Below are 19,353 nucleotides of genomic sequence, written 5' to 3'. Positions count from 1 at the left end.
TGTAACAATCTCATTCATGGGTGATGAATTTAACGACAATTCAATAGAGTATTTCGCTTTACTTTAGCAATCGGTAAATAGTGATAAAGATCGCGTTTTTATTTTCTAATTAAGCTACACTGCCGATTAATTAATCAAGCGAAATTATCTTTTATTTTTTAAATGTTTAGCAAACTATACTTAACTAATCATTTACATTTTTGGGGTTAGGTGGAATTTGTGCTCGGGGAGTAAAGCGTTAAATGGGTTCTATGCTTAATGTACTACCACAACTGACGTTCACTTTAGGTGATTGGGTATTGCATAAGGATATCAGGATGTCTGGGATTGAAAAACGCCGTCGCCTTCATTGGCGGGAGACAGATATGCAAAATCGTGAAATTATTGGTCGTTGGTTAGACGAACGTCCACTGCTTGGTGACAAAATCACACTCTACAAAGAAGCGGATAAGTATTATTTAGAAACTTGGTTTAGCGATGGCTGCCATAGTTTGGATGAAGTGAATTTAACCGAGACGCCGCAGGGCCAAAAAGTGGAAGACGTAGGCGGTAATTTCTTCGGTGAGTATTTTATGATCACGCCTTCCATGCAACTGCAATTCTGTAATGAGCAGGGCAGTTATTTTCAGGTTGATAAATTAATTGCAGATATCGATTTTAATCAGCGTGTAGCCTAATGAATATATAAGTTCATCAAGCTAATCAGTTGGTAGGCGGACAGATACTCAGTCTGCCTAAAGTAGAGGTCGCTTAGGGCGACCTCTTGTATTTGGCGCCGATTATTCAGTGAATGGATGCTTACTGTAAAAGTGCATAGTTTTACCCGAATAGGGATGGGTAAAACGTAAGCTTTGTGCGTGCAGGCATAATCTCGCTCTTGCCTTAATCACTTTGGCATCACCGTAAAATTCATCTCCCAAAATGGGATGCCCTAGGGCCAACATATGCACCCTAAGCTGGTGGGTACGGCCGGTTTCTGGGGTTAATTCCATTAAGGTGCTGTTTGCTCGCCTTGCTAACACGCGGTAATGAGTAAGTGCGCTTTTGGCGTTAGCTGTTCCTACAGGTTCAGTCTTTTGATAGGGCGGATGCTCAGGATCGGGGGCAATGGCTAAATCAATAATACCTGCATCCTGCTCGACCAGTCCCATGACCTCTGCAATGTACACCTTCTCGTTTTGCCTATCTTGGAATTGGGTTTTTAAGTGGGATTCCGCTTTTTTATTGCGCGCAAAAACCATAATACCTGAGGTGGCGCAGTCGAGTCTGTGCACCAGAATGGTTTCGGGATACAAGCTTTGTAGCCGAGTGAGGGCACAATCGAAGGTATGTGCTGCCCTGCCAGGATTAGACAATAAGCCCGAAGGTTTATTAATAATGATCACATCTCTATCTTGATAGCGAAGATCTAACCAAGGGACGGAAGGGGGGTGGTAATCAAATATCTGCATCGTATCCTCATCTTTTGCGCGGCCATACTAGCAAAATATCAGTCACTAAGCAGTATATTCTCAAACAATGTCATTGGCATTAAAGCTGCGCTAACCATAATCTGAACTTCATTCCCCAAGTGGATGTGACACCCGAAGTGACATAACGAATATCTCCTTGCGTATCGACAATATAGATAGCTGGAAATGCCATCGCACCCCACTTAGCACTTTGCTCGCCACTGTCATCGTTCAGCACTGGAAAACGATATTGATGATCGTCCATATAGGTTTGAATGCTGCTATCACTGCCTGAAGCTACGGCGACTGAAATCACTCGATGATCTTGGTTGATGGTCTCAACCATAGGCGAAGTTACGCGGCATACTGGACACCAAGTCCCCCAGAAATACACTAAGGTGGGCTTGCTTTGCGCGGTATCTAGCGCAAGATGACTGCCATCAATGGCGATACCGTTGAGTGTTGGGGCTTCTCCGGTGACCATATCCCGTTGTAAATAGAGGCTTACCCCATAGAGTAGTAGCGCCATAATGGCCAGATCCCTAAGCTGCTTTAGCCAAAATCTAGGGCTTTGAAGTGTTTGTCTCCACCCCTTTGATTGAGATGACGTAGCCGTTGGGGTTACACGTGTCACAGTGACTTTATCCTAGGTTTTATGAATTATCGCAAACTGGTTCGCTCAAACTCGTAGGCTTAATGCTCGTATAGTGAAGCTTAATCCTTTGGTTAAATTACTCGGGTAAGTATTCACTTGGGGTTTTACGACTCCAAATACGGGTATAGGCCATCAGTTGGGGGTAAAAGGTGCGAAATGCAGTTTCCGTTTCGATTTGCATTTTAGCTAAAATCTTATCCGCTCCGTTAAATAAGGCACTTTGTGGGTGACCTTTTGCCCTTTGCGCTAATGCCTGTTGGATGCCTTTGGCGCAAGCATAATGATTTAACCAATCTTCACGGCGCATATCGGCGATGATATTTAGGTATGGCTGAGGATGATATTCATCGGCTTTTGCGGCATATTGAGCCAGTTCAGCATAGGCTTTTTGGCTAAATTCTGGCAGTGGAAGGTGATGATATTCTTCCCAGTAGAAGGCTAAATAATGATCGAAACTGACGAACATCAAGTCTGCTGCTATGCTATATAACTGTTTAGGAAAGTGATCCATCAGTTCTTGAGTTAGTTCATGGGTCGCGCAGAGCTGATTGATTTCATGGTTTAACCAGAGGCCTTGGCGTAGTGCTCGTGGAGCATTTTCTATAGGCGCAGTGATAAAATTGCCTGCTAAATTGGCACCAAGGTGAGTTTTACTGATCTCAGCCAGATGTAAGTGTGTAAGAATGTTCATTTTTCGTGCTTGGTTAATCGCGTTAGTTCACGTTATCATGGGCAGGCGCGCTGAGGAAAGTGCAAATCGGCAAAAATAGAAGGCTTTTGTTAGGTAGCGCTTAAGTTGGTATTTTAATAGCTGGGTAAATATTGACGCTAGCGCCTGCAAATGTGCTAATCAATTAACCTGTTAAGGATCATGGATGATGTGGAACTGGTTCATCAAAATGCTCGGTAAAGACGAGCGCCCTAAACGTAAAAAAGTCCTTGTCGATATTCCTTACGAACAACATAGCTTCAGCATGGAGCATTTTGTCCGCACTCGAGCCCAATATGATGTGGATGAGGCATTGACCTCAAATACACTCAATGAGCCAGAGACTGTGGTAGAGATGGATATCGCGAATAAGTAATCTTGATCTTATGGGTCTCTAACCATAGACTAGCCGCCGTTCTAAGCTATCTAGAGGCCATTGCATGCGCGTAACAGACTTTTCCTTCGATCTTCCTGACGAACTTATCGCTCGTTATCCTATGGCGCAGCGTAATGCGTCACGTCTGTTAACCTTAGATGGCAACACGGGGACGCTCGCGGATAAACAGTTTACCGATCTACTCGGAATGATTAATCCCGGCGACTTAATGGTATTTAACAATACCCGCGTGATCCCTGCGCGCTTATTCGGCCAAAAGGCCAGTGGTGGCAAACTGGAGATTTTGGTTGAGCGTATGCTCGATGATAAACGTATTCTCGCGCATGTGCGCAGCTCAAAATCCCCCAAGGTGGATAGCATTATTCATCTCGATGGCGGTTATGAGATGAAGATGATGGCGCGCCACGATGCTTTATTTGAACTTCAACTCTTATCAGAACTCACCATTTTAGAAGTGCTTGAGGCGGTAGGGCATATGCCTCTGCCACCTTATATCGACCGTCCCGATGAGGATGCTGATAAAGAGCGCTATCAAACCGTGTATAACCAAAATCCCGGTGCGGTGGCTGCGCCAACGGCGGGCCTTCATTTTGACGATGCAATGCTTGATGCATTAAAGGCAAAGGGCGTAAATATTGCATTTGTGACTTTGCATGTGGGCGCGGGGACTTTCCAGCCAGTGCGCGTGGATAATGTGCTTGAGCATAAAATGCATTCCGAGTGGGCTAATGTGCCACAGGATGTCGTGGATTTAATTGCCAAAACCAAAGCAGCAGGTAATCGTGTGGTGGCTGTTGGCACAACATCAGTGCGTTCATTAGAAAGTGCCGCCCGCGCGAGTGCTGGTCAACTCAACGCTTTTAGTGGTGATACGGATATTTTTATTTACCCCGGTTACCAGTTCCAAGTGGTTGATGCCATGGTGACGAACTTCCACTTACCTGAATCGACCTTAATCATGTTGGTCAGTGCCTTTGCTGGCTATGAACATGTTATGGCGGCGTATCAACATGCTATCACGCAAAAATATCGCTTCTTTAGCTATGGCGATGCCATGTTTGTGACGAAAAAAGCTCACTAGACCAAGATTTTGTTTTAAAATAGCCGCCCACATTGAGTGTGGGCGGATATTTTTTTCAGCCAAAGGTTGAACCTTTTAGATCTGTCCCTATCTCTATTGTTAATCAAAATGGCGCTTGCCATTACAAATGTAGTCAGACTGTTTATCTGGCGAGGTGAAATATGAAATTTGAACTTGACACTACCGACGGCCGTGCGCGCCGTGGTCGGTTGATTTTTGAACGCGGTACGGTAGAAACACCCGCATTTATGCCTGTAGGTACTTACGGTACCGTGAAAGGCATGACGCCTGAAGAAGTTCGTGCAACTGGTGCAGATATTCTGCTCGGTAACACCTTCCATTTATGGTTGCGTCCCGGCGAAGAAATCATGCGTAAGCATGGTGATTTGCACGACTTTATGAACTGGCAGCGTCCTATTCTGACTGATTCGGGCGGTTTCCAAGTGTTTAGTTTGGGCGACATTCGTAAAATTACCGAAGAAGGTGTGCATTTCCGCTCACCAATCAATGGCGAAAAAATCTTCTTAGATCCTGAAAAATCAATGCAAATTCAACATGCGTTGGGCAGTGATGTGGTGATGATTTTTGACGAATGTACCCCCTATCCCGCGACAGAAGATGAAGCGCGCAAATCAATGCAGATGTCACTGCGTTGGGCTAAGCGCTCGCGCGATGAGTTCGACCGACTGGAAAACCCTAATTCTTTGTTTGGGATTATCCAAGGTAGTGTTTATGAAGATTTACGCGACGAAAGCTTAAAAGGCTTAGTCGAAATTGGTTTCGACGGTTATGCCGTCGGCGGTTTGGCCGTAGGTGAGCCTAAGGAAGATATGCATCGCATTCTTGAGCATGTCTGCCCACAAATTCCTGCGGACAAGCCACGCTATCTGATGGGGGTCGGTAAGCCAGAGGATTTAGTTGAAGGTGTGCGTCGTGGTATCGACATGTTTGACTGTGTGATGCCAACCCGTAACGCCCGTAACGGTCACCTGTTTACCAGTGAAGGTGTAATTAAGATCCGCAATGCGCGTCATCGTGATGACACTTCACCACTTGATCCTAAGTGTGATTGTTATACCTGTAAAAACTATTCACGGGCATACCTTTACCACTTAGATCGTTGTAATGAGATTCTGGGTGCGCGTTTAAACACCATTCACAACTTGAGATACTATCAAATGTTAATGGAAGGTTTGCGCGGTGCGATTGAGACAGGTACATTAGACGCCTTTGTGAAGGACTTCTATACCAGTCAAGGTCGTGAAGTACCAGAGTTAGTCGATTGATTTTTTGCTAATAAGAAGAGAAAACTATGTTTATTTCAAATGCATATGCAAATGCTGCTGGCACTCCACAGGGTGGTGGCACTATGGAATTGATTTTCATGCTGGTGATTTTCGGCCTGATTTTCTATTTCATGATTTTCCGTCCACAATCAAAGCGCGTTAAAGAGCACAAAAATCTGATGTCATCCCTCGGCAAAGGTGACGAAGTCCTGACCAGTGGCGGTATCTTAGGCAAGATTGCAAAGATCAGCGATGACAATGACTACGTGTTACTGAGCTTGAACGACACAACTCAAATTACAATTAAAAAAGATTACATTGCAGCTGTATTGCCTAAGGGCTCTATCCAGTCGTTGTAAGCCAAGAGGGCTCAGGCGTGTTAAATAAATACCCAATGTGGAAGAACATTATGGTGGTGCTTGTCATCGCCATAGGTTGTTTCTATGCCGTACCTAACCTGTTCGGTGAAGATCATGCGGTGCAAGTAGTGGCGACTCGAGGTGCTGAAGTCACAGCATCTACCCAAGCCAGAGTGAACGAACTGTTAGCCAGTAAGGGCATTGCGGTAAAGCGCTCTGAGCTTGAAAAAGGCCAATTGTTGGTCCGTGTACAAAGCGCGGATCAACAATTACTTGCAAAAGAAGTGATTGCCGAAGCGCTAGGTGACAAATTTACCGTGGCACTTAACCTTGCTCCAGCGACACCGCAGTGGCTCGAGTCTATGGGTGGTAGCCCAATGAAACTCGGTCTTGACCTTCGTGGTGGTGTGCACTTCCTGATGGAAGTGGATATGGGCGAAGCCATTCGTAAAATGGAAGAGGCCAAAGTGGCTGATTTCCGTTCACAATTACGTGAAGAAAAAATCCGTTATGCAGGCATTCGCATTAATGCTCAAGGGATTGAAATCAAATTCCGTGATGCAGAAAGTGTAGCCAGTGCAGAACGTTTCTTAAAATCCCGCAGCAACGATATGGTGTTCTCCGATGTCAGCAAAGGTGAAGATTTCGCCCTGCAAGCTGTGATGAGCGAAGCCTATCTTAAGCAGGTGAAAGAGGAAGCTCTGCAGCAAAACATTACCACAATCCGTAACCGTGTTAACGAGTTAGGGGTGTCTGAGCCTGTGGTGCAACGTCAAGGTGCTGAGCGTATTATTGTCGAGCTTCCTGGTGTTCAAGACACTGCCCGTGCGAAAGAAATTCTAGGTGCAACGGCATCGATTGAATTCCATATGGTCGATGACAAAGCTGACGCTAATGCGGTGCAAGCGGGTCGAGTTCCTGCGGGTTCTGAGGTGTATCAACGCCGTGAAGGCGGTCAAGTAGTGCTCAAGAAGGAAGTGATGCTAACGGGTGATCATATCACTGGCGCACAACCTAGTTTTGACCAATATAGCCGTCCTCAGGTGAGCATTAACCTCGATGCTAAAGGCGGTACCATTTTCTCTAACGTGACCAAGGACAATATCGGTAAACCGATGGCGACCTTGTTCATTGAATATAAAGACAGCGGTCAACGCAACGCTGATGGCAGCGTTAAGATGCTGAAAATCGAAGAAGTGATTTCGGTAGCGACCATCCAAGCGCGTTTAGGTCGTAACTTTGTGATCACAGGTTTAAGCCATGGTGAAGCACAAAACCTCGCATTATTGCTGCGTGCGGGTGCTTTGATCGCGCCAGTATCGATTGTAGAAGAACGTACTATTGGTCCAAGCCTTGGGGCGGAAAACATCGAAAGCGGTGTGCAAGCCATGATCTGGGGTATGGCAGTCGTACTTATCTTCATGCTGGTTTACTACCGTGGCTTTGGTTTGATTGCCAACCTTGCATTAACGGCAAACCTTGTAATGGTGGTTGGGGTGATGTCAATGATCCCTGGCGCAGTCCTTACCTTACCGGGTATTGCGGGGATGGTGTTAACTGTAGGTATGGCGGTTGACGGTAACGTGCTGATTTACGAACGTATCCGTGAAGAGTTACGTGCTGGTCGCAGCGTGCAACAGGCTATTCACGAGGGTTACGGTAACGCCTTCTCGACTATTGCCGACGCTAATATTACTACCTTTATAACAGCATTGATCCTGTTCGCAGTAGGTACGGGCGCGATCAAAGGCTTCGCGGTGACCCTGATGATCGGTATTGCGACATCCATGTTTACTGCAATCGTGGGTACCCGCACAATCGTGAACGCGATGTGGGGCGGTAAGCGCATGAAGACGCTGTCTATCTAAGGGGAAGCCATCATGTTAGAAATTTTATCTTTAAAACGTACGGTTAACTTCCTCCGTCATGCGCTGCCCATCAGTATTATGTCGGCCATTTTAGTATTGGGCTCGCTGGTTTCTCTGGCGACTAAGGGTATCAACTGGGGCTTAGACTTTACCGGCGGTACCGTGGTTGAGATGGAGTTCACTCAGCCCGTCGATTTGAACGTACTGCGTACTAAATTTTCAGCGCCGGAATTGGATGGCGCGATAGTACAAAACTTCGGTTCTAGTCGCGATGTGCTAGTGCGCCTGTCTGTCAAAGAAGGTGTAAGTAGCGATACTCAAGTTAAATCTGTCATGACAGCTTCACAACAGCTTGATGCTGGTGTGCAACAAAAGCGGGTTGAGTTTGTTGGCCCACAAGTGGGTAAGGAATTGGCCGAACAGGGTGGTTTAGCGGTATTGGTCGCCCTGCTTTGTATCATGATCTACGTTTCATTCCGTTTCGAATGGCGTTTAGCCTTCGGTTCGGTGGCGGCATTGGCCCACGACGTGATTGTGACCTTAGGGGTATTCTCTGTATTCCAACTCGAGTTTGATCTGACGGTATTGGCGGGTTTGCTCACCGTTGTAGGTTACTCACTTAACGATACCATCGTTGTATTTGACCGTATCCGTGAGAACTTCCTTAAAATGCGTAAGAGCGATCCAGAAGAAGTGGTTAACGTCTCTATTACGCAAACCATGAGTCGTACCATTATCACAACGGGTACCACTTTGGTCACAGTGATCGCATTGTTCCTTAAGGGCGGCACAATGATTCATGGCTTTGCGACAGCACTCTTATTGGGTATTTTCGTCGGTACTTATTCTTCTATCTATGTGGCGAGTTACCTTGCCATCAAACTTGGCATTTGCCGTGAGCATATGATGCCAGTTGAGATAGAAAAAGAAGGCGCTGATCAACCATCAATGATGCCATAATTTCTATTAATGGTACTGAGTTTCAGGTAGTAATATAGTTGAGGAAAATGCCACTTTTTGAGTGGCATTTTTTTCACCTAAATTTTTGGTGGGCTATTATCTGCTAGCAAACTCACATTTTTATGGATACTAATGCTGCCAAATGTAAATGTTAAATAAATTAACAACTGTTGTAAAAAACAGCACTCGACAGGCAAAGTTATTTCACAGTAGCATGTCGGTTGCCTCTATTTTTTAAGATAAATGCAGTAGGAAGTCGCATGGAAGAACGTAAGACGTTAATTGCTGGTGGAAACCTGTTACAGGCCCATACATGGAAAGGATTATTAGAAGCCTGTGGCATTCATGTTGAATTACGTGGCGAGGCTTTATTGGGGGGCGTGGGTGAGTTGCCAGCCGCTCTTCACAATGTGGAGCTTTGGGTACGAGAGTCGCAATTGGCTAAAGCGCAAGCACAGCTAAGCGCTTTAGATGTGATTAGCCCGCAATGGCAATGTCTTCAGTGCCATGAGATCAACGAGGGCAGCTTTGAATTGTGTTGGCATTGCAGTGCCGAGCGTAGCGAGAGCCATAATTAACCTATGAATCTATTAGCTTGCACATTTAGGCTAGCCACTCCCTCCCTCATTGCGCAAAGCGCTTAGATAAAAATTGTCTAACATATTCATATTATTGAGTATTCATTGTAGATTATCATGATAATCTACAATGAATGGCAGTTTCTCAACACGATAATATACGCCTAAGTATTTTCCCTAAGATAATCTATTTACTCATGTTATGGGGTTTATTGTGCGGCATAACTCGAGCTAGTCGATCCGAATGTTGAGAAAAGTTAGAACAGGGAGTAACTCTGGTACTTCTGTTAAATGATTTAAGCTTGTTTTTACTCAATATTTTGTAGGCCTAAGCGATGCAATATTTCCCGTTATTTATTGATACCGTTAATCTCAATGTCCTACTTGTTGGGGCTGGGGATGTCGCGAGTCGTAAACTCGCTTTGTTGACGCGTACCGAAGCGAATATCCATGTTATTGCGCCAGAGGTGAATACTGAGGTGCAAGCCTATGCTGATAAAGGGCGAATATTATTGTCTCAACGGTCCGTCGTACAGGCGGACATTCAAAATTACGATCTTATTTATCTCGCAACGGCTGACGATAAACTCAATAGTGAATTAGCAACCTTAGCCACAGAACGTGGAATTTGGGTCAATGCCGTTGATAATCCTGCTTTTTGCCGTTTTATCACCCCATCCATAGTGGATAGAGGGCGCCTTGTGGTGGCGATTAGCACCGCGGGGGCTGCGCCTGTGTTTGCCCGAACCATTAGAGCAAGGTTAGAAACCAGTCTGCCACAATCCCTAAAACCCTTATTTGATTTCGTGGCGGATAAACGCATCGAAGTGCAACAAAGACTGACCAAAACTGCCACCCGTCGATTATTTTGGGAACGATTTTTCGATACTAATGGCGATAGGTTTGACGCGCGCACGCTAGAACATTATCAAAATGCCTTTAATCATATCGTCAGCCGCGGAGAAATCTTATTACTGGATGAGGCTACTCCTGTCGAATTATTGCCGCTGGCGGCCATGCCCTTATTGCAACGCCTTGATTGGATTTACAGCCAAGAGAGCTTAACGAGTGAATTGTCAGAATTTGTTCGCCGTGATGCTAACCGAGGCGGATTACCCGCGCTGAGTGAAATTAGCCATGAATATGAGCAGGGCACAAGGATGCTGATTGTTGCAGATACGCAAAAAATTAATCAGCTAAAGGCACACTTCCCAGTTGCGAAGCATTTGCGCCCTGGTGCGCTTTAAGTATTTTCAATCGACTTTGTTTGAGCTGGCGGCGAGTCTTAGGTAGACTCGCCGTAATTTTTTGTCGTTAACGTTAGGACTTACTATGGCGCTTAAAGCGACCGTGTTTAAGGTCAACCTTCAGATAGCCGATATGGACCGGGGTTATTATCAAGATCATCAGCTGACATTGGCGCAGCATCCCTCGGAAACCGATGGCCGCATGATGGTTCGCCTGTTGGCTTTTATCCTCAATGCCTCCGAGACCTTAAGTTTTACTAAGGGCCTGTGCGTCGACGATGAACCCGAGCTATGGGACAAGAGCCTCTCTGGAGAAGTAGACCTGTGGATTGAGTTTGGCCAAGCGGATGAAAAATGGCTGCGAAAAGCCAGTGGCCGTGCCAAAGCGGTGCAACTCTTTGCCTATGGTGGTCGGAGTGTTCCCATTTGGTGGAAGCAGAATCAAGCGGCATTAGAACGTTATAAGAATCTGAAAGTGTGGAATATTGCCGAAGAGTCGGTGACTGCGATGGAAGTATTAGTGAATCGTACTATGTCGCTACAGGCATCCATCAGTGAGGGGCAAATTTGGTTATCCGACAATGACCACAGTGTGTTGATTGAGCCTGAAATACTCAAAGATTATCAATAAGCAAAGAGCCTGCAATTGCAGGCTCTGATGTTTTTCCGTTCTGATTATTGGAATTTCAGTTCCCAACTATCGATATAACCGGCGTCACCACGGGCTGCGTCAACGGCTTTTAGCTTCCAAACACCGCTTGATTCAACACCTGTCATATCAACGGTGTAGCTTTTATTGATATTGTCGGTGCCAGCACCTGTTCTATTGTGCAATGTTGATATTTGGCCGCTTGGGCTAATGAGTTGCACTTTTAAATCGCCGATATAGGGATGAACAATATTGACTACGGCTGTAACAGTACCTGAGTTACCCGTGCGGGTTACGGTAATGGGACTGCTGATCCCTGCTGTTTTGTTGTCTGGAATATTGTAGTTATCGGTATTGCTATAGCTTGATGGTGCCGTTGGTGGTGTACCACCATCGTTTGGCGCTGTGTAGCTTGCTGTTAGCGAGATGCCGCTAAAGGTGGAATAACCTTTAACCATCACATAATAAGTACCTGATTGGACGTTGCTGATAGGGCAAGACTCGCTATTGCCCCCTTTGTATGGACGGCAATCGTAGTTTGAGGTTGTTGGTGCTGCACCGTACTGTACGTACAGATCCGCATCTCCTGTACCACCGTTCATGACAAAACCTAAGTTGGTCGCCCCCTGTGGCACTTCAAAGGAGAAATGCAGTTCTTCACTGGCAGCGCCAGCTAATCCTGTTTTAGGCACACCATTCACCAGCACGCCATCTGTTGGTGTGGGATCAACAGGATCTGTTGGGCCATTACACGAAGCATCTAAGAAGGCTTTAGCTGCCATGGCATTGACTAAACCGTAGCCGGTTTTATCATCACGACCAGCAGTACCTAAGTCTTCTGCGGTTTGTTTCAGCGCATTACGTACTTGTGCCGCGCTACATTGTGGATGGTAGCTCCACACTAATGTCGCTACACCTGACACGTGCGGAGTCGCCATTGAGGTGCCGTTGTAGTACTCATAGTCCTTATTGCCTTGGTTGCTGACGGTTACTGTCGCCCCTAATTGATTGCGTAGTGCTAAACCGGTTGTGCGGTCAACAGAGACGGATACCATATTGATTTCGCTATTGGCATCAACGAGGAAAGGATTCTGTAATCCAGGTAGGGCGCTGTTACTGTAAACAATAACGGCGCTCGCTCCCGCAGTTTTACAGGCTTTAACAGCATTAATTTCTGGGTAGGCAGTACCTTGGTTACCTACACGCTCAACTAAACACACTTTGTTGGTCATGTTGCCGCAATTAAAGGTTGAACCGCTGACTGTACACTCGGCTAAGGTTGCCGTTGCCGTGCCATTGTAAGGATTTGGTGTATAGTTGCTGCCCGATGGCGTAAAACGATTATGCGGAACTACGCCTGAGTTAAAATAAGACTGACCACCGATAGTGATATCCGCCAAACGGCCTTCTCCGCGGGTCACGGTTGAGAGGATGGCTTCTCCGGGACCAGATATTTCAACTTGGTTAGTGTATTGAGAGAAAGCTGAATGGTCTTTGTTGCTATCGACAGACGCCACTGACATGACAGAATCGTAGGAGGCTGGATAGCTATGGGTATTGTTACCATCGTTACCAGCAGCAGCAATAAGAAGTACGCCATTATTGTAATGGGCTGCTAGAGCATTGCGCTCGGTGGTACTTGAGCCAGAACCGCCTAAACTCATGGTGACCACATTGGCGCCGTTATTTACGCAGGTATCAACTGCCGATACTAGCGAAGACGAATAACCCCAACCTGCCTCGTTAAATACTTTAATCACATGGATATTGGTATTTTGATTGGGCATCACGCCTATCACCCCATCATTGTTCGCAATTGCTGCAATGGTTCCGGCAACGTGAGTGCCGTGAGCGTTATTATTACCGGGTTCAAACCAGTTACCCGTACCAGCGTTATTGGTTCCTGTGACATTGTTACCGCTTAAATCTGGATGTGCGCGATCATAGCCAGAGTCAATAATACAGATAGTACGGTTTCCCGCTTGGCTATCACTTAATTGAGTCGCGCCAACAAAGGTTTGTCCCCAAGGGGTGGTTTCAGTTAAAAAGCGACGTGGCACGTCTTCTTCAACATACTCTACATCAGTACGTGCTTTTAATGCCTTAAGACTGGTGTTATCCAGTTTGACCGAGTAGCTGTTACTGCGGCCAATTCGTTTCATTTCTCTGGCGTTGGCTTTATTGAGCACGCTGTGCTGCGCGCTGATTTCTGCCAGCTGAGGTTGGTAATTCATGGTGGTTGGGAGTTGCTCGCTTGCTTGAACATTTTCAGTAGAAATTTGTACTGCAGCATCAGCGTTTTTAAATTTAACGATATAGCGTTTAGGCAATGGTGAGGTCTGTGATTGCATTGCAGCGGCAAAACCAAGTGCTTCTGGTGCCGCATTAACACCAGCCGAGATTGCAATCGCTAAGCTGGATAAACTTAACGCTATCTTTGTGGTTTTATCGATTCTCATATTTTTCTTCCATGTTAGATTTAGTGTTAATCATTATTATTTTTTGCTTTTAAAGAATAACTACAACATAGATGCCATTCATTTAGTGAATCTATCTTTGGCTATGAGTGTTGTAAATTAATTGTTAACGGTATGGCGACTTGTAAGGTTAGGACGTGTTTATGCAGCAATGTGGAATAAATAATCATATGTAACAAGTTGTAACGCATTTTTTTTGATATTTATGTGATAATGATGAATAAGGTTAAGCGAATTTTTATTTCCAAAAGTATCTTGCTGATGAGTTGGTGGTTTTTTAGTTGTTGAAAATAAAGCTTATACTCTTTTGGAATTAAATATATCTGCACTTATCTTTTATTTGGTGTTTAAAACGTAGACTTTTATTCAAGTGATTGATTATGCGGTTTTATTGAATTTCGGTGTCAGAGGTTTATCATTTGCCAATTTTTTGGCTTCATCATGATGAGTGAACAGTATTATTGGCTGAATGCGATGTAGTTAAAATTGTGGGTAACAAGCTGATAAGTAAAAAGCGCCAAAGGGCGCTTTTTAGAATGGTAGCAGTATAACAATCGTTTACTCTGTTTTGGGCTGGGTCTCGGCTAAGGTTTGATAGCCTCCACCGTTGTAGGTTTTGGTATAACCAGCTGCCACTAAGGCGTCGGTGGCAATACCGCTGCGTCTGCCACTGCGGCAATATAAGACCACGGGCGTATCTTTGGCTATCCCACGTTTAGCAAACTCTGCGGCCACTTGTTCAAAGGGAATATTGACAGCATTAGCTAAGTGTCCCGCAGCAAATTCCTCTGGTGTTCTGACATCGAGCACCATCGCGCCAGAGGCAATTTTTTCCCATGCAACGTGAGGCGCTTGATCGGCCGCATTTGCCGCACTAGGTACTATCGAGAGTGAGAATAGACTCAATAGGGCGACTCCAAGTAATTTTTTACTGCTAAACAGTAACTTGTTGAACACTGACGTTCTCCTTTACGAATGTTGATTAACCTTGTCTAGCGATTTCAGCTTCCGATCTGACGCCTAATTTACGTAATACCATGGCGGCAGGGCAAAAGCCGGTGAAAGCACTTTGGAATAGATTAGCGCCAACAAAGGCGGTTAACCACATAAAGTTGTGATGTACAAAAGCAGTTAATACCAAAGACACTAACACCATAAATCCAGCAAAAGCCATAATGCTACGTTCGAGTGACATACCTTGCTCCTAGCGGCAGCACAAAGGCTGCTTGTTGTTGGTTAATCGATTGTTTTAGTTAATTTTATGCTATTTTTCATTACTGAGTAGTAAAGCACTGGGATGACGATTAAGGTTAATAATGTCGAGATAAAAATCCCGAAAATTAGACTAATCGCAAGCCCATTGAAAATCGGATCATCCAGAATAAACAGGGCACCAATCATGGCTGCAAGTGCGGTAAGCATAATTGGTTTAGCACGTACTGCGCCCGAGTGGATGACTGCGCGCTCGAAGGGCACACCAGCAGCGGTTTCCTGATTAATAAAATCCACTAATAATATTGAGTTACGCACGATGATCCCTGCTAACGCTATCATGCCTATCATCGAGGTTGCGGTAAATTGCGCACCGAGTAGGGCATGCCCAGGCATAACACCAATCACGGTTAAGGGGATCGGCGCCATTATGATCAGTGGCACGAGATAGGATCTAAATTGGGCGACCACCAATAAGTAAATCGCAATCATCCCTACACCATAGGCAATACCCATGTCTCTAAAGGTTTCATAGGTGATTTTCCACTCACCATCCCACAGCACGGCCACTGAGTCCAGCCCCGTTGGTTGATGGATATAATGTTGATCGAAGCCTAACCCACCTTCACTGTCAATTTTGCTCGCCATATCGAACATACCATAGAGTGGGCTGTCCAGCGGGCCAGCCATATCGGCGACAACCATAATCATTGGGACCATATTTTTATGGATAATAGGTGCATCAATGTTGCCACGCTTAATGGTCACCAACTCAGACACAGGCACGGATTGCCCTGTTTGGCTTTGTAACTTCATGTTTAGCACTTGTTCTAAATCGATTTTAGCGCCTTCTTGCAGCTGTAGGCGGATCGGAACAGGTTGCTTTTGCTGGGCTATATGTAAGTAACTTACATCCTTGCCACCAACCGAAGTCGCAATTAAATCAACGATATTGCTATAGGGGACTGCCATGAGGCTAGCTTTCGAGCGGTCGATCATCACTTGCCACTTTTGCTGCGCGGCAGGTAAAAAGATATCGATATCGACTACATCTTTGGTTTCACGGAACAGCGATTGCATTTCATAGGCGGCCTGCTCGCGGATAGCAGGGCTTGGGCCATACACTTCAGTCACGATAGGTGACCAAACTGGAGGGCCAGGTGGTACCTCTACCACTTTAATATTGGCTTGATATGGAGCACCTATGTCTTGTAGCTCTTCTCTCACTGAGAGTGCAATGCTATGACTATCAAGTTTGCGGTGCTTTTTATCGACTAAATTGACCTGAATATCCCCTAGCTCTTGGCTATTTCGCAGGAAATAGTGACGAACTAGGCCATTGAAATTCATCGGTGCATTGGTGCCTGCATAGAGTTGCAAATGCTCAACTTCTGGCACGGTAGCAAGATAACGACTCAGCTCCTGAAGCACGCGTTGAGTTTGTTCCACCGGAGTGCCTTCTGGCATGTCCACCATCACTTGAAACTCTGACTTGTTATCGAATGGCAGCATTTTTAGCACGACGAGCTGAGCTACCGGCAGAGCGACAGCGATACCGATAAGCACAAATACGCCTGCTGCGAGTCCGATACGGGCTTTACGGGCACTTTTGCCCAGCAGGAAGGGGCCAATCAGACCCGTAAACAAACGGACCATTTTGTTCTCGGTTTCATTTGCCCCAGCTTCTTGATGGTGGCTTTTATCTGTCGAAGAAGCATCATGGTGTTTTAGCAGTTTACGGCTTAGCCACGGCGTCACCACAAAGGCAACCACGAGGGAGATCAGCATGCCCATACTGGCATTGATGGGGATTGGGCTCATATAAGGCCCCATTAATCCTGACACAAAGGCCATCGGTAATAGTGCTGCAATCACGGTAAAGGTGGCGAGAATCGTCGGTCCGCCTACTTCATCAACTGCAACGGGAATGAGTTCGCTAAAGGATTTTTTACCCAGTGCCATATGCCGATGGATGTTCTCCACCACCACAATGGCATCGTCAACCAAGATCCCGATAGAGAAAATCAGTGCAAACAGAGATACGCGGTTTAGGGTAAATCCCCACGCCCAAGAGGCAAACAGAGTGATCGCCAAGGTGATGATAATGGCAACGCCTACCACCAATGACTCGCGGGCGCCCATGGTCAAAAATACCAGCACGACAACGGCAGTGGTAGCAAAAATAAGCTTAAGAATAAGTGTATTAGATTTATCTGCCGCGGTTTCGCCATAGTTGCGCGACACTGTCACTTCAACATTATTGGGGATAAGCACGTTATCGACTTTAGCGATGCGTGCGAGCACTGCATCGGCAATATCGACGGCGTTTTGCCCTGGTTGTTTACCAATGGCAATAGTAACAGCGGGATAAATATCGGTTTTATCAGCGTGCCATACGCTTTGTGACGGAATATCACTCTTTAAACTGATGTCAGCAATATCGGCTAAATAAACGGGGATGGGTTTACCCTGTTTATCCTGCGAAACACTCACAACGAGCTGTTTAACATCATCAATGGATTGTAAAAATTGCCCAGCTTGAACCTTAATTTCTTGATTACTCTGCACTAAAGAGGCTGGCATCGAGATATGGTTATTATCATTCAGGCTTTGTCTTAATTTGTCGTAGGTCAGATTAAAGCTATTCATTTTAGCGGGATCGATCCGCACGTTAGCTACCATTTCATGTTGGCCAACGGTGTAAATTTCGCGCGTACCTGGGATACGTTTTATCTCTGTTTCCAAGCCGAGAGCGACATGGGTGAGCTGCTCAGCAGATACCTGCTTGTCCTTTGACCACAATGTCAGGCTCACAATGGGCACATCATCAATGCCCCGAGGTTTAATTAATGGCTCACCCACACCCGCGCCCTGCGGCAGTTTATCCATATTGGAATAAATCTGGTTGTAGAGGCTCACAATGGCATCGTTGCGGCTCACGCCGACTTCAAAAATCACGATGATCATCGCGCCATCGGGTTGAGAGAAAGAGTAAAGCGTATCTATCCCTTTGATTTCGGATATAACTTGTTCAGCGGGTAGGGTGACTAAGTTTTCAACTTCTGTCGGTGTCGCGCCAGCAAAGGGAATAAAAACGTCGGCAAAGGTGACGTCAATCTGGGGTTCTTCTTCTTTTGGGGTGACTAAAATAGCAAACAAGCCAAGCAAGAGCCCCAAAAGTGCCAGTAGCGGTGTGATGGCACTATTTTGAAACGCGGCCGCAATTCGGCCTGAAATGCCCAGTGTCATCGGAGATTCAGTAGCGTGTTTCATTCAACAACCTCTTCAAGCTGGATATCGCGAGGGAATTTATTGCTTTTGATTCAGCAACACTTGGTAAGCGTCCATGGCGACAATATCACCGGATTTTAGGCCCGCGAGCACTTCCACTTCACCATCTAAAGGCTCGGTGACGCGAACTTGTGTGAGTACAAACTGGTCAGCTTTTTTAAGGTACACGCTGCTGAGTTCATTCATGGTGATTAACGCAGAGGTCGGTAGTTGGATTTTTTCCCGCTCGCCATTTTTAAACAGTGCTTTTACCCATGTTCCGGGTTGCAGATTGGCTTCATCCTTGGGCAGATTTATTCGCACTTGATAGCTGTGGGTGACAGGATCGGCAAAGCTAAAAATGGTCAGATCCTGTGAGGTGAGTTCTCGGCCATCATTTAAGCGAACGATAAATTCGGGGGCGTTTTTTAACTGCTGAATGTAGCGCTGTGGTACTTGAGTAATCGCCCGCATTTGGCTAGGTGAAAACCCTGACAGTAGCGGTTGACCGACACTGACGGTTTCACCTAATTCAACTAAACGCTCGGTGACTATGCCGCTGAAAGGGGCTGATACCACAGTATATTTTAAGGACTCAGTGGCTTTAATGACCCTCGCTTTAGCCGCACTGACCGCTTGCTCGGCAGCTTTGGCATTGGCGGTGGCCTCATCCATTGCGCCCTTAGAGATTGCGCCTTGGGGAAAGAGTTCGGTATAGCGTTTATATTGGGCCTGCGCCTCTACATTTAACGCTGTCGCTTTGGCAAGATCCGCTTCATAGCTTGCTAGCTCAGCACCTTGTTCCTTACTGGTGATTTCGAGTAACGCTGCACCTTCGGGCACGACATCATTAACATCGTAATTGAGTTTGACGATACGCCCTGAGGTTTGCGCCGACACTGTCGCGGCTTTTACCGCCTCAATACTGGCGTCCAAGGTGACCCAATTAGCGTGCGGCTTGCTCATTACTTCAAGGGTTTCCAAAGACGCAGCCTGGGTAGTCAAGGTAGAAAATGCTAATAATGTGAATAGAGTACGTGAGATTGCAGTCATACCAAATCATCCCAAAAATAATTCATGAGTAAATTCTAATGGAGTTGGTATCAATAGGCAATCAATATTTATTAGAAAAATATAATGCAATCGATTTAACT

Annotated in this window: 18 protein-coding genes; 10 read left to right on the top strand and 8 right to left on the bottom strand. The window is 45.8% G+C overall.

The features are described from left to right. Window positions 1-242: 242 nt before the first annotated feature. Window positions 243-677, top strand: coding sequence for a hypothetical protein (locus tag H9J30_RS00905; RefSeq protein ID WP_011073015.1), 435 nt, complete (start codon window positions 243-245; stop codon window positions 675-677). A 102-nt stretch (window positions 678-779) separates the two neighbouring features. Here H9J30_RS00905 and H9J30_RS00900 read toward each other — a convergent pair whose 3' ends face one another. From H9J30_RS00900 to H9J30_RS00890, 3 genes are all read right to left on the bottom strand, one after another. Further along, entirely contained in the window at window positions 780-1,451 is a 672-nt protein-coding gene (locus H9J30_RS00900; protein WP_240129298.1) for an RluA family pseudouridine synthase, read from the bottom strand. 79 nt (window positions 1,452-1,530) lie between these two features. Further along, on the bottom strand, window positions 1,531-2,085 hold the full coding sequence (locus H9J30_RS00895; RefSeq protein WP_427915888.1) for a protein disulfide oxidoreductase: 555 nt from the start codon (window positions 2,083-2,085) through the stop codon (window positions 1,531-1,533). A gap of 97 nt (window positions 2,086-2,182) precedes the next feature. Beyond that, window positions 2,183-2,797, bottom strand: a complete 615-nt coding sequence (locus H9J30_RS00890) for an acyl carrier protein phosphodiesterase (protein WP_240129296.1) — start codon at window positions 2,795-2,797, stop codon at window positions 2,183-2,185. A gap of 184 nt (window positions 2,798-2,981) precedes the next feature. On the opposite strand from H9J30_RS00890, the gene H9J30_RS00885 reads away from it, so the two are divergent. The 9 genes from H9J30_RS00885 to H9J30_RS00845 all read left to right on the top strand — a co-directional run bounded on the left by H9J30_RS00885 (window position 2,982) and on the right by H9J30_RS00845 (window position 11,222). After that, window positions 2,982-3,191 carry a hypothetical protein gene (locus tag H9J30_RS00885; protein ID WP_240129295.1) on the top strand — a complete coding sequence of 70 codons (210 nt, stop codon included), beginning with the start codon at window positions 2,982-2,984 and terminating at the stop codon, window positions 3,189-3,191. Window positions 3,192-3,255: 64 nt separating this feature from the next. Further along, the gene (queA, locus tag H9J30_RS00880; protein ID WP_240129294.1) at window positions 3,256-4,293 is read left to right on the top strand and encodes a tRNA preQ1(34) S-adenosylmethionine ribosyltransferase-isomerase QueA; all 1,038 of its coding nucleotides are present in this window, start codon (window positions 3,256-3,258) and stop codon (window positions 4,291-4,293) included. A gap of 161 nt (window positions 4,294-4,454) precedes the next feature. Then, on the top strand, window positions 4,455-5,579 hold the full coding sequence (gene tgt, locus H9J30_RS00875; RefSeq protein ID WP_011622165.1) for a tRNA guanosine(34) transglycosylase Tgt: 1,125 nt from the start codon (window positions 4,455-4,457) through the stop codon (window positions 5,577-5,579). Between the two features lie 26 nt (window positions 5,580-5,605). Further along, window positions 5,606-5,938, top strand: coding sequence for a preprotein translocase subunit YajC (gene yajC / locus H9J30_RS00870; protein WP_011073008.1), 333 nt, complete (start codon window positions 5,606-5,608; stop codon window positions 5,936-5,938). A 17-nt stretch (window positions 5,939-5,955) separates the two neighbouring features. Continuing rightward, a complete protein-coding gene (gene secD, locus H9J30_RS00865; protein WP_240129293.1) occupies window positions 5,956-7,806 on the top strand; it encodes a protein translocase subunit SecD in 1,851 nt (616 codons plus the stop codon). Between the two features lie 12 nt (window positions 7,807-7,818). Next, on the top strand, window positions 7,819-8,766 hold the full coding sequence (gene secF, locus H9J30_RS00860; protein ID WP_240129292.1) for a protein translocase subunit SecF: 948 nt from the start codon (window positions 7,819-7,821) through the stop codon (window positions 8,764-8,766). A 260-nt stretch (window positions 8,767-9,026) separates the two neighbouring features. Next, on the top strand, window positions 9,027-9,344 hold the full coding sequence (locus tag H9J30_RS00855) for a putative signal transducing protein (protein WP_240129291.1): 318 nt from the start codon (window positions 9,027-9,029) through the stop codon (window positions 9,342-9,344). Between the two features lie 335 nt (window positions 9,345-9,679). Then, the gene (locus H9J30_RS00850) at window positions 9,680-10,591 is read left to right on the top strand and encodes a precorrin-2 dehydrogenase/sirohydrochlorin ferrochelatase family protein (RefSeq protein ID WP_240129290.1); all 912 of its coding nucleotides are present in this window, start codon (window positions 9,680-9,682) and stop codon (window positions 10,589-10,591) included. An 85-nt stretch (window positions 10,592-10,676) separates the two neighbouring features. Further along, window positions 10,677-11,222: a YaeQ family protein gene (locus tag H9J30_RS00845; protein WP_240129289.1), complete on the top strand. Its 546-nt coding sequence runs from the start codon at window positions 10,677-10,679 to the stop codon at window positions 11,220-11,222. 44 nt (window positions 11,223-11,266) lie between these two features. Here the strand turns inward: H9J30_RS00845 and H9J30_RS00840 are convergent, their stop codons facing one another. From H9J30_RS00840 to H9J30_RS00820, 5 genes are all read right to left on the bottom strand, one after another. Further along, the gene (locus H9J30_RS00840) at window positions 11,267-13,699 is read right to left on the bottom strand and encodes a S8 family serine peptidase (protein WP_240129288.1); all 2,433 of its coding nucleotides are present in this window, start codon (window positions 13,697-13,699) and stop codon (window positions 11,267-11,269) included. A 576-nt stretch (window positions 13,700-14,275) separates the two neighbouring features. Beyond that, a complete protein-coding gene (locus tag H9J30_RS00835; protein ID WP_240129287.1) occupies window positions 14,276-14,674 on the bottom strand; it encodes a rhodanese-like domain-containing protein in 399 nt (132 codons plus the stop codon). A gap of 25 nt (window positions 14,675-14,699) precedes the next feature. Beyond that, window positions 14,700-14,912, bottom strand: a complete 213-nt coding sequence (locus H9J30_RS00830; RefSeq protein WP_240129286.1) for a YgaP family membrane protein — start codon at window positions 14,910-14,912, stop codon at window positions 14,700-14,702. Between the two features lie 41 nt (window positions 14,913-14,953). Then, the gene (locus H9J30_RS00825) at window positions 14,954-18,202 is read right to left on the bottom strand and encodes an efflux RND transporter permease subunit (protein WP_240129285.1); all 3,249 of its coding nucleotides are present in this window, start codon (window positions 18,200-18,202) and stop codon (window positions 14,954-14,956) included. A gap of 36 nt (window positions 18,203-18,238) precedes the next feature. After that, on the bottom strand, window positions 18,239-19,252 hold the full coding sequence (locus H9J30_RS00820; RefSeq protein WP_240129284.1) for an efflux RND transporter periplasmic adaptor subunit: 1,014 nt from the start codon (window positions 19,250-19,252) through the stop codon (window positions 18,239-18,241). Window positions 19,253-19,353 lie beyond the last annotated feature (101 nt).

Origin of the sequence: Shewanella cutis (assembly GCF_022410515.1) — a bacterium.
In the GTDB taxonomy this organism is placed as follows: Bacteria; Pseudomonadota; Gammaproteobacteria; order Enterobacterales; family Shewanellaceae; genus Shewanella; species Shewanella cutis.
This window is presented reverse-complemented; position numbering and strand designations above follow the sequence as displayed.

Excerpts from the sequence above, each read along its gene's own strand:
- H9J30_RS00840 (WP_240129288.1), bottom strand. The coding sequence starts at position 13,699 with ATGAGAATCGATAAAACCACAAAGATAGCGTTAAGTTTATCCAGCTTA.
- H9J30_RS00885 (WP_240129295.1), top strand. The coding sequence starts at position 2,982 with ATGATGTGGAACTGGTTCATCAAAATGCTCGGTAAAGACGAGCGCCCT.
- secF (WP_240129292.1), top strand. The coding sequence starts at position 7,819 with ATGTTAGAAATTTTATCTTTAAAACGTACGGTTAACTTCCTCCGTCAT.
- yajC (WP_011073008.1), top strand. The coding sequence starts at position 5,606 with ATGTTTATTTCAAATGCATATGCAAATGCTGCTGGCACTCCACAGGGT.
- H9J30_RS00855 (WP_240129291.1), top strand. The coding sequence starts at position 9,027 with ATGGAAGAACGTAAGACGTTAATTGCTGGTGGAAACCTGTTACAGGCC.
- H9J30_RS00905 (WP_011073015.1), top strand. The coding sequence starts at position 243 with ATGGGTTCTATGCTTAATGTACTACCACAACTGACGTTCACTTTAGGT.
- queA (WP_240129294.1), top strand. The coding sequence starts at position 3,256 with ATGCGCGTAACAGACTTTTCCTTCGATCTTCCTGACGAACTTATCGCT.
- H9J30_RS00845 (WP_240129289.1), top strand. The coding sequence starts at position 10,677 with ATGGCGCTTAAAGCGACCGTGTTTAAGGTCAACCTTCAGATAGCCGAT.
- H9J30_RS00820 (WP_240129284.1), bottom strand. The coding sequence starts at position 19,252 with ATGACTGCAATCTCACGTACTCTATTCACATTATTAGCATTTTCTACC.
- H9J30_RS00890 (WP_240129296.1), bottom strand. The coding sequence starts at position 2,797 with ATGAACATTCTTACACACTTACATCTGGCTGAGATCAGTAAAACTCAC.
- tgt (WP_011622165.1), top strand. The coding sequence starts at position 4,455 with ATGAAATTTGAACTTGACACTACCGACGGCCGTGCGCGCCGTGGTCGG.
- H9J30_RS00825 (WP_240129285.1), bottom strand. The coding sequence starts at position 18,202 with ATGAAACACGCTACTGAATCTCCGATGACACTGGGCATTTCAGGCCGA.
- H9J30_RS00900 (WP_240129298.1), bottom strand. The coding sequence starts at position 1,451 with ATGCAGATATTTGATTACCACCCCCCTTCCGTCCCTTGGTTAGATCTT.
- H9J30_RS00850 (WP_240129290.1), top strand. The coding sequence starts at position 9,680 with ATGCAATATTTCCCGTTATTTATTGATACCGTTAATCTCAATGTCCTA.
- H9J30_RS00830 (WP_240129286.1), bottom strand. The coding sequence starts at position 14,912 with ATGTCACTCGAACGTAGCATTATGGCTTTTGCTGGATTTATGGTGTTA.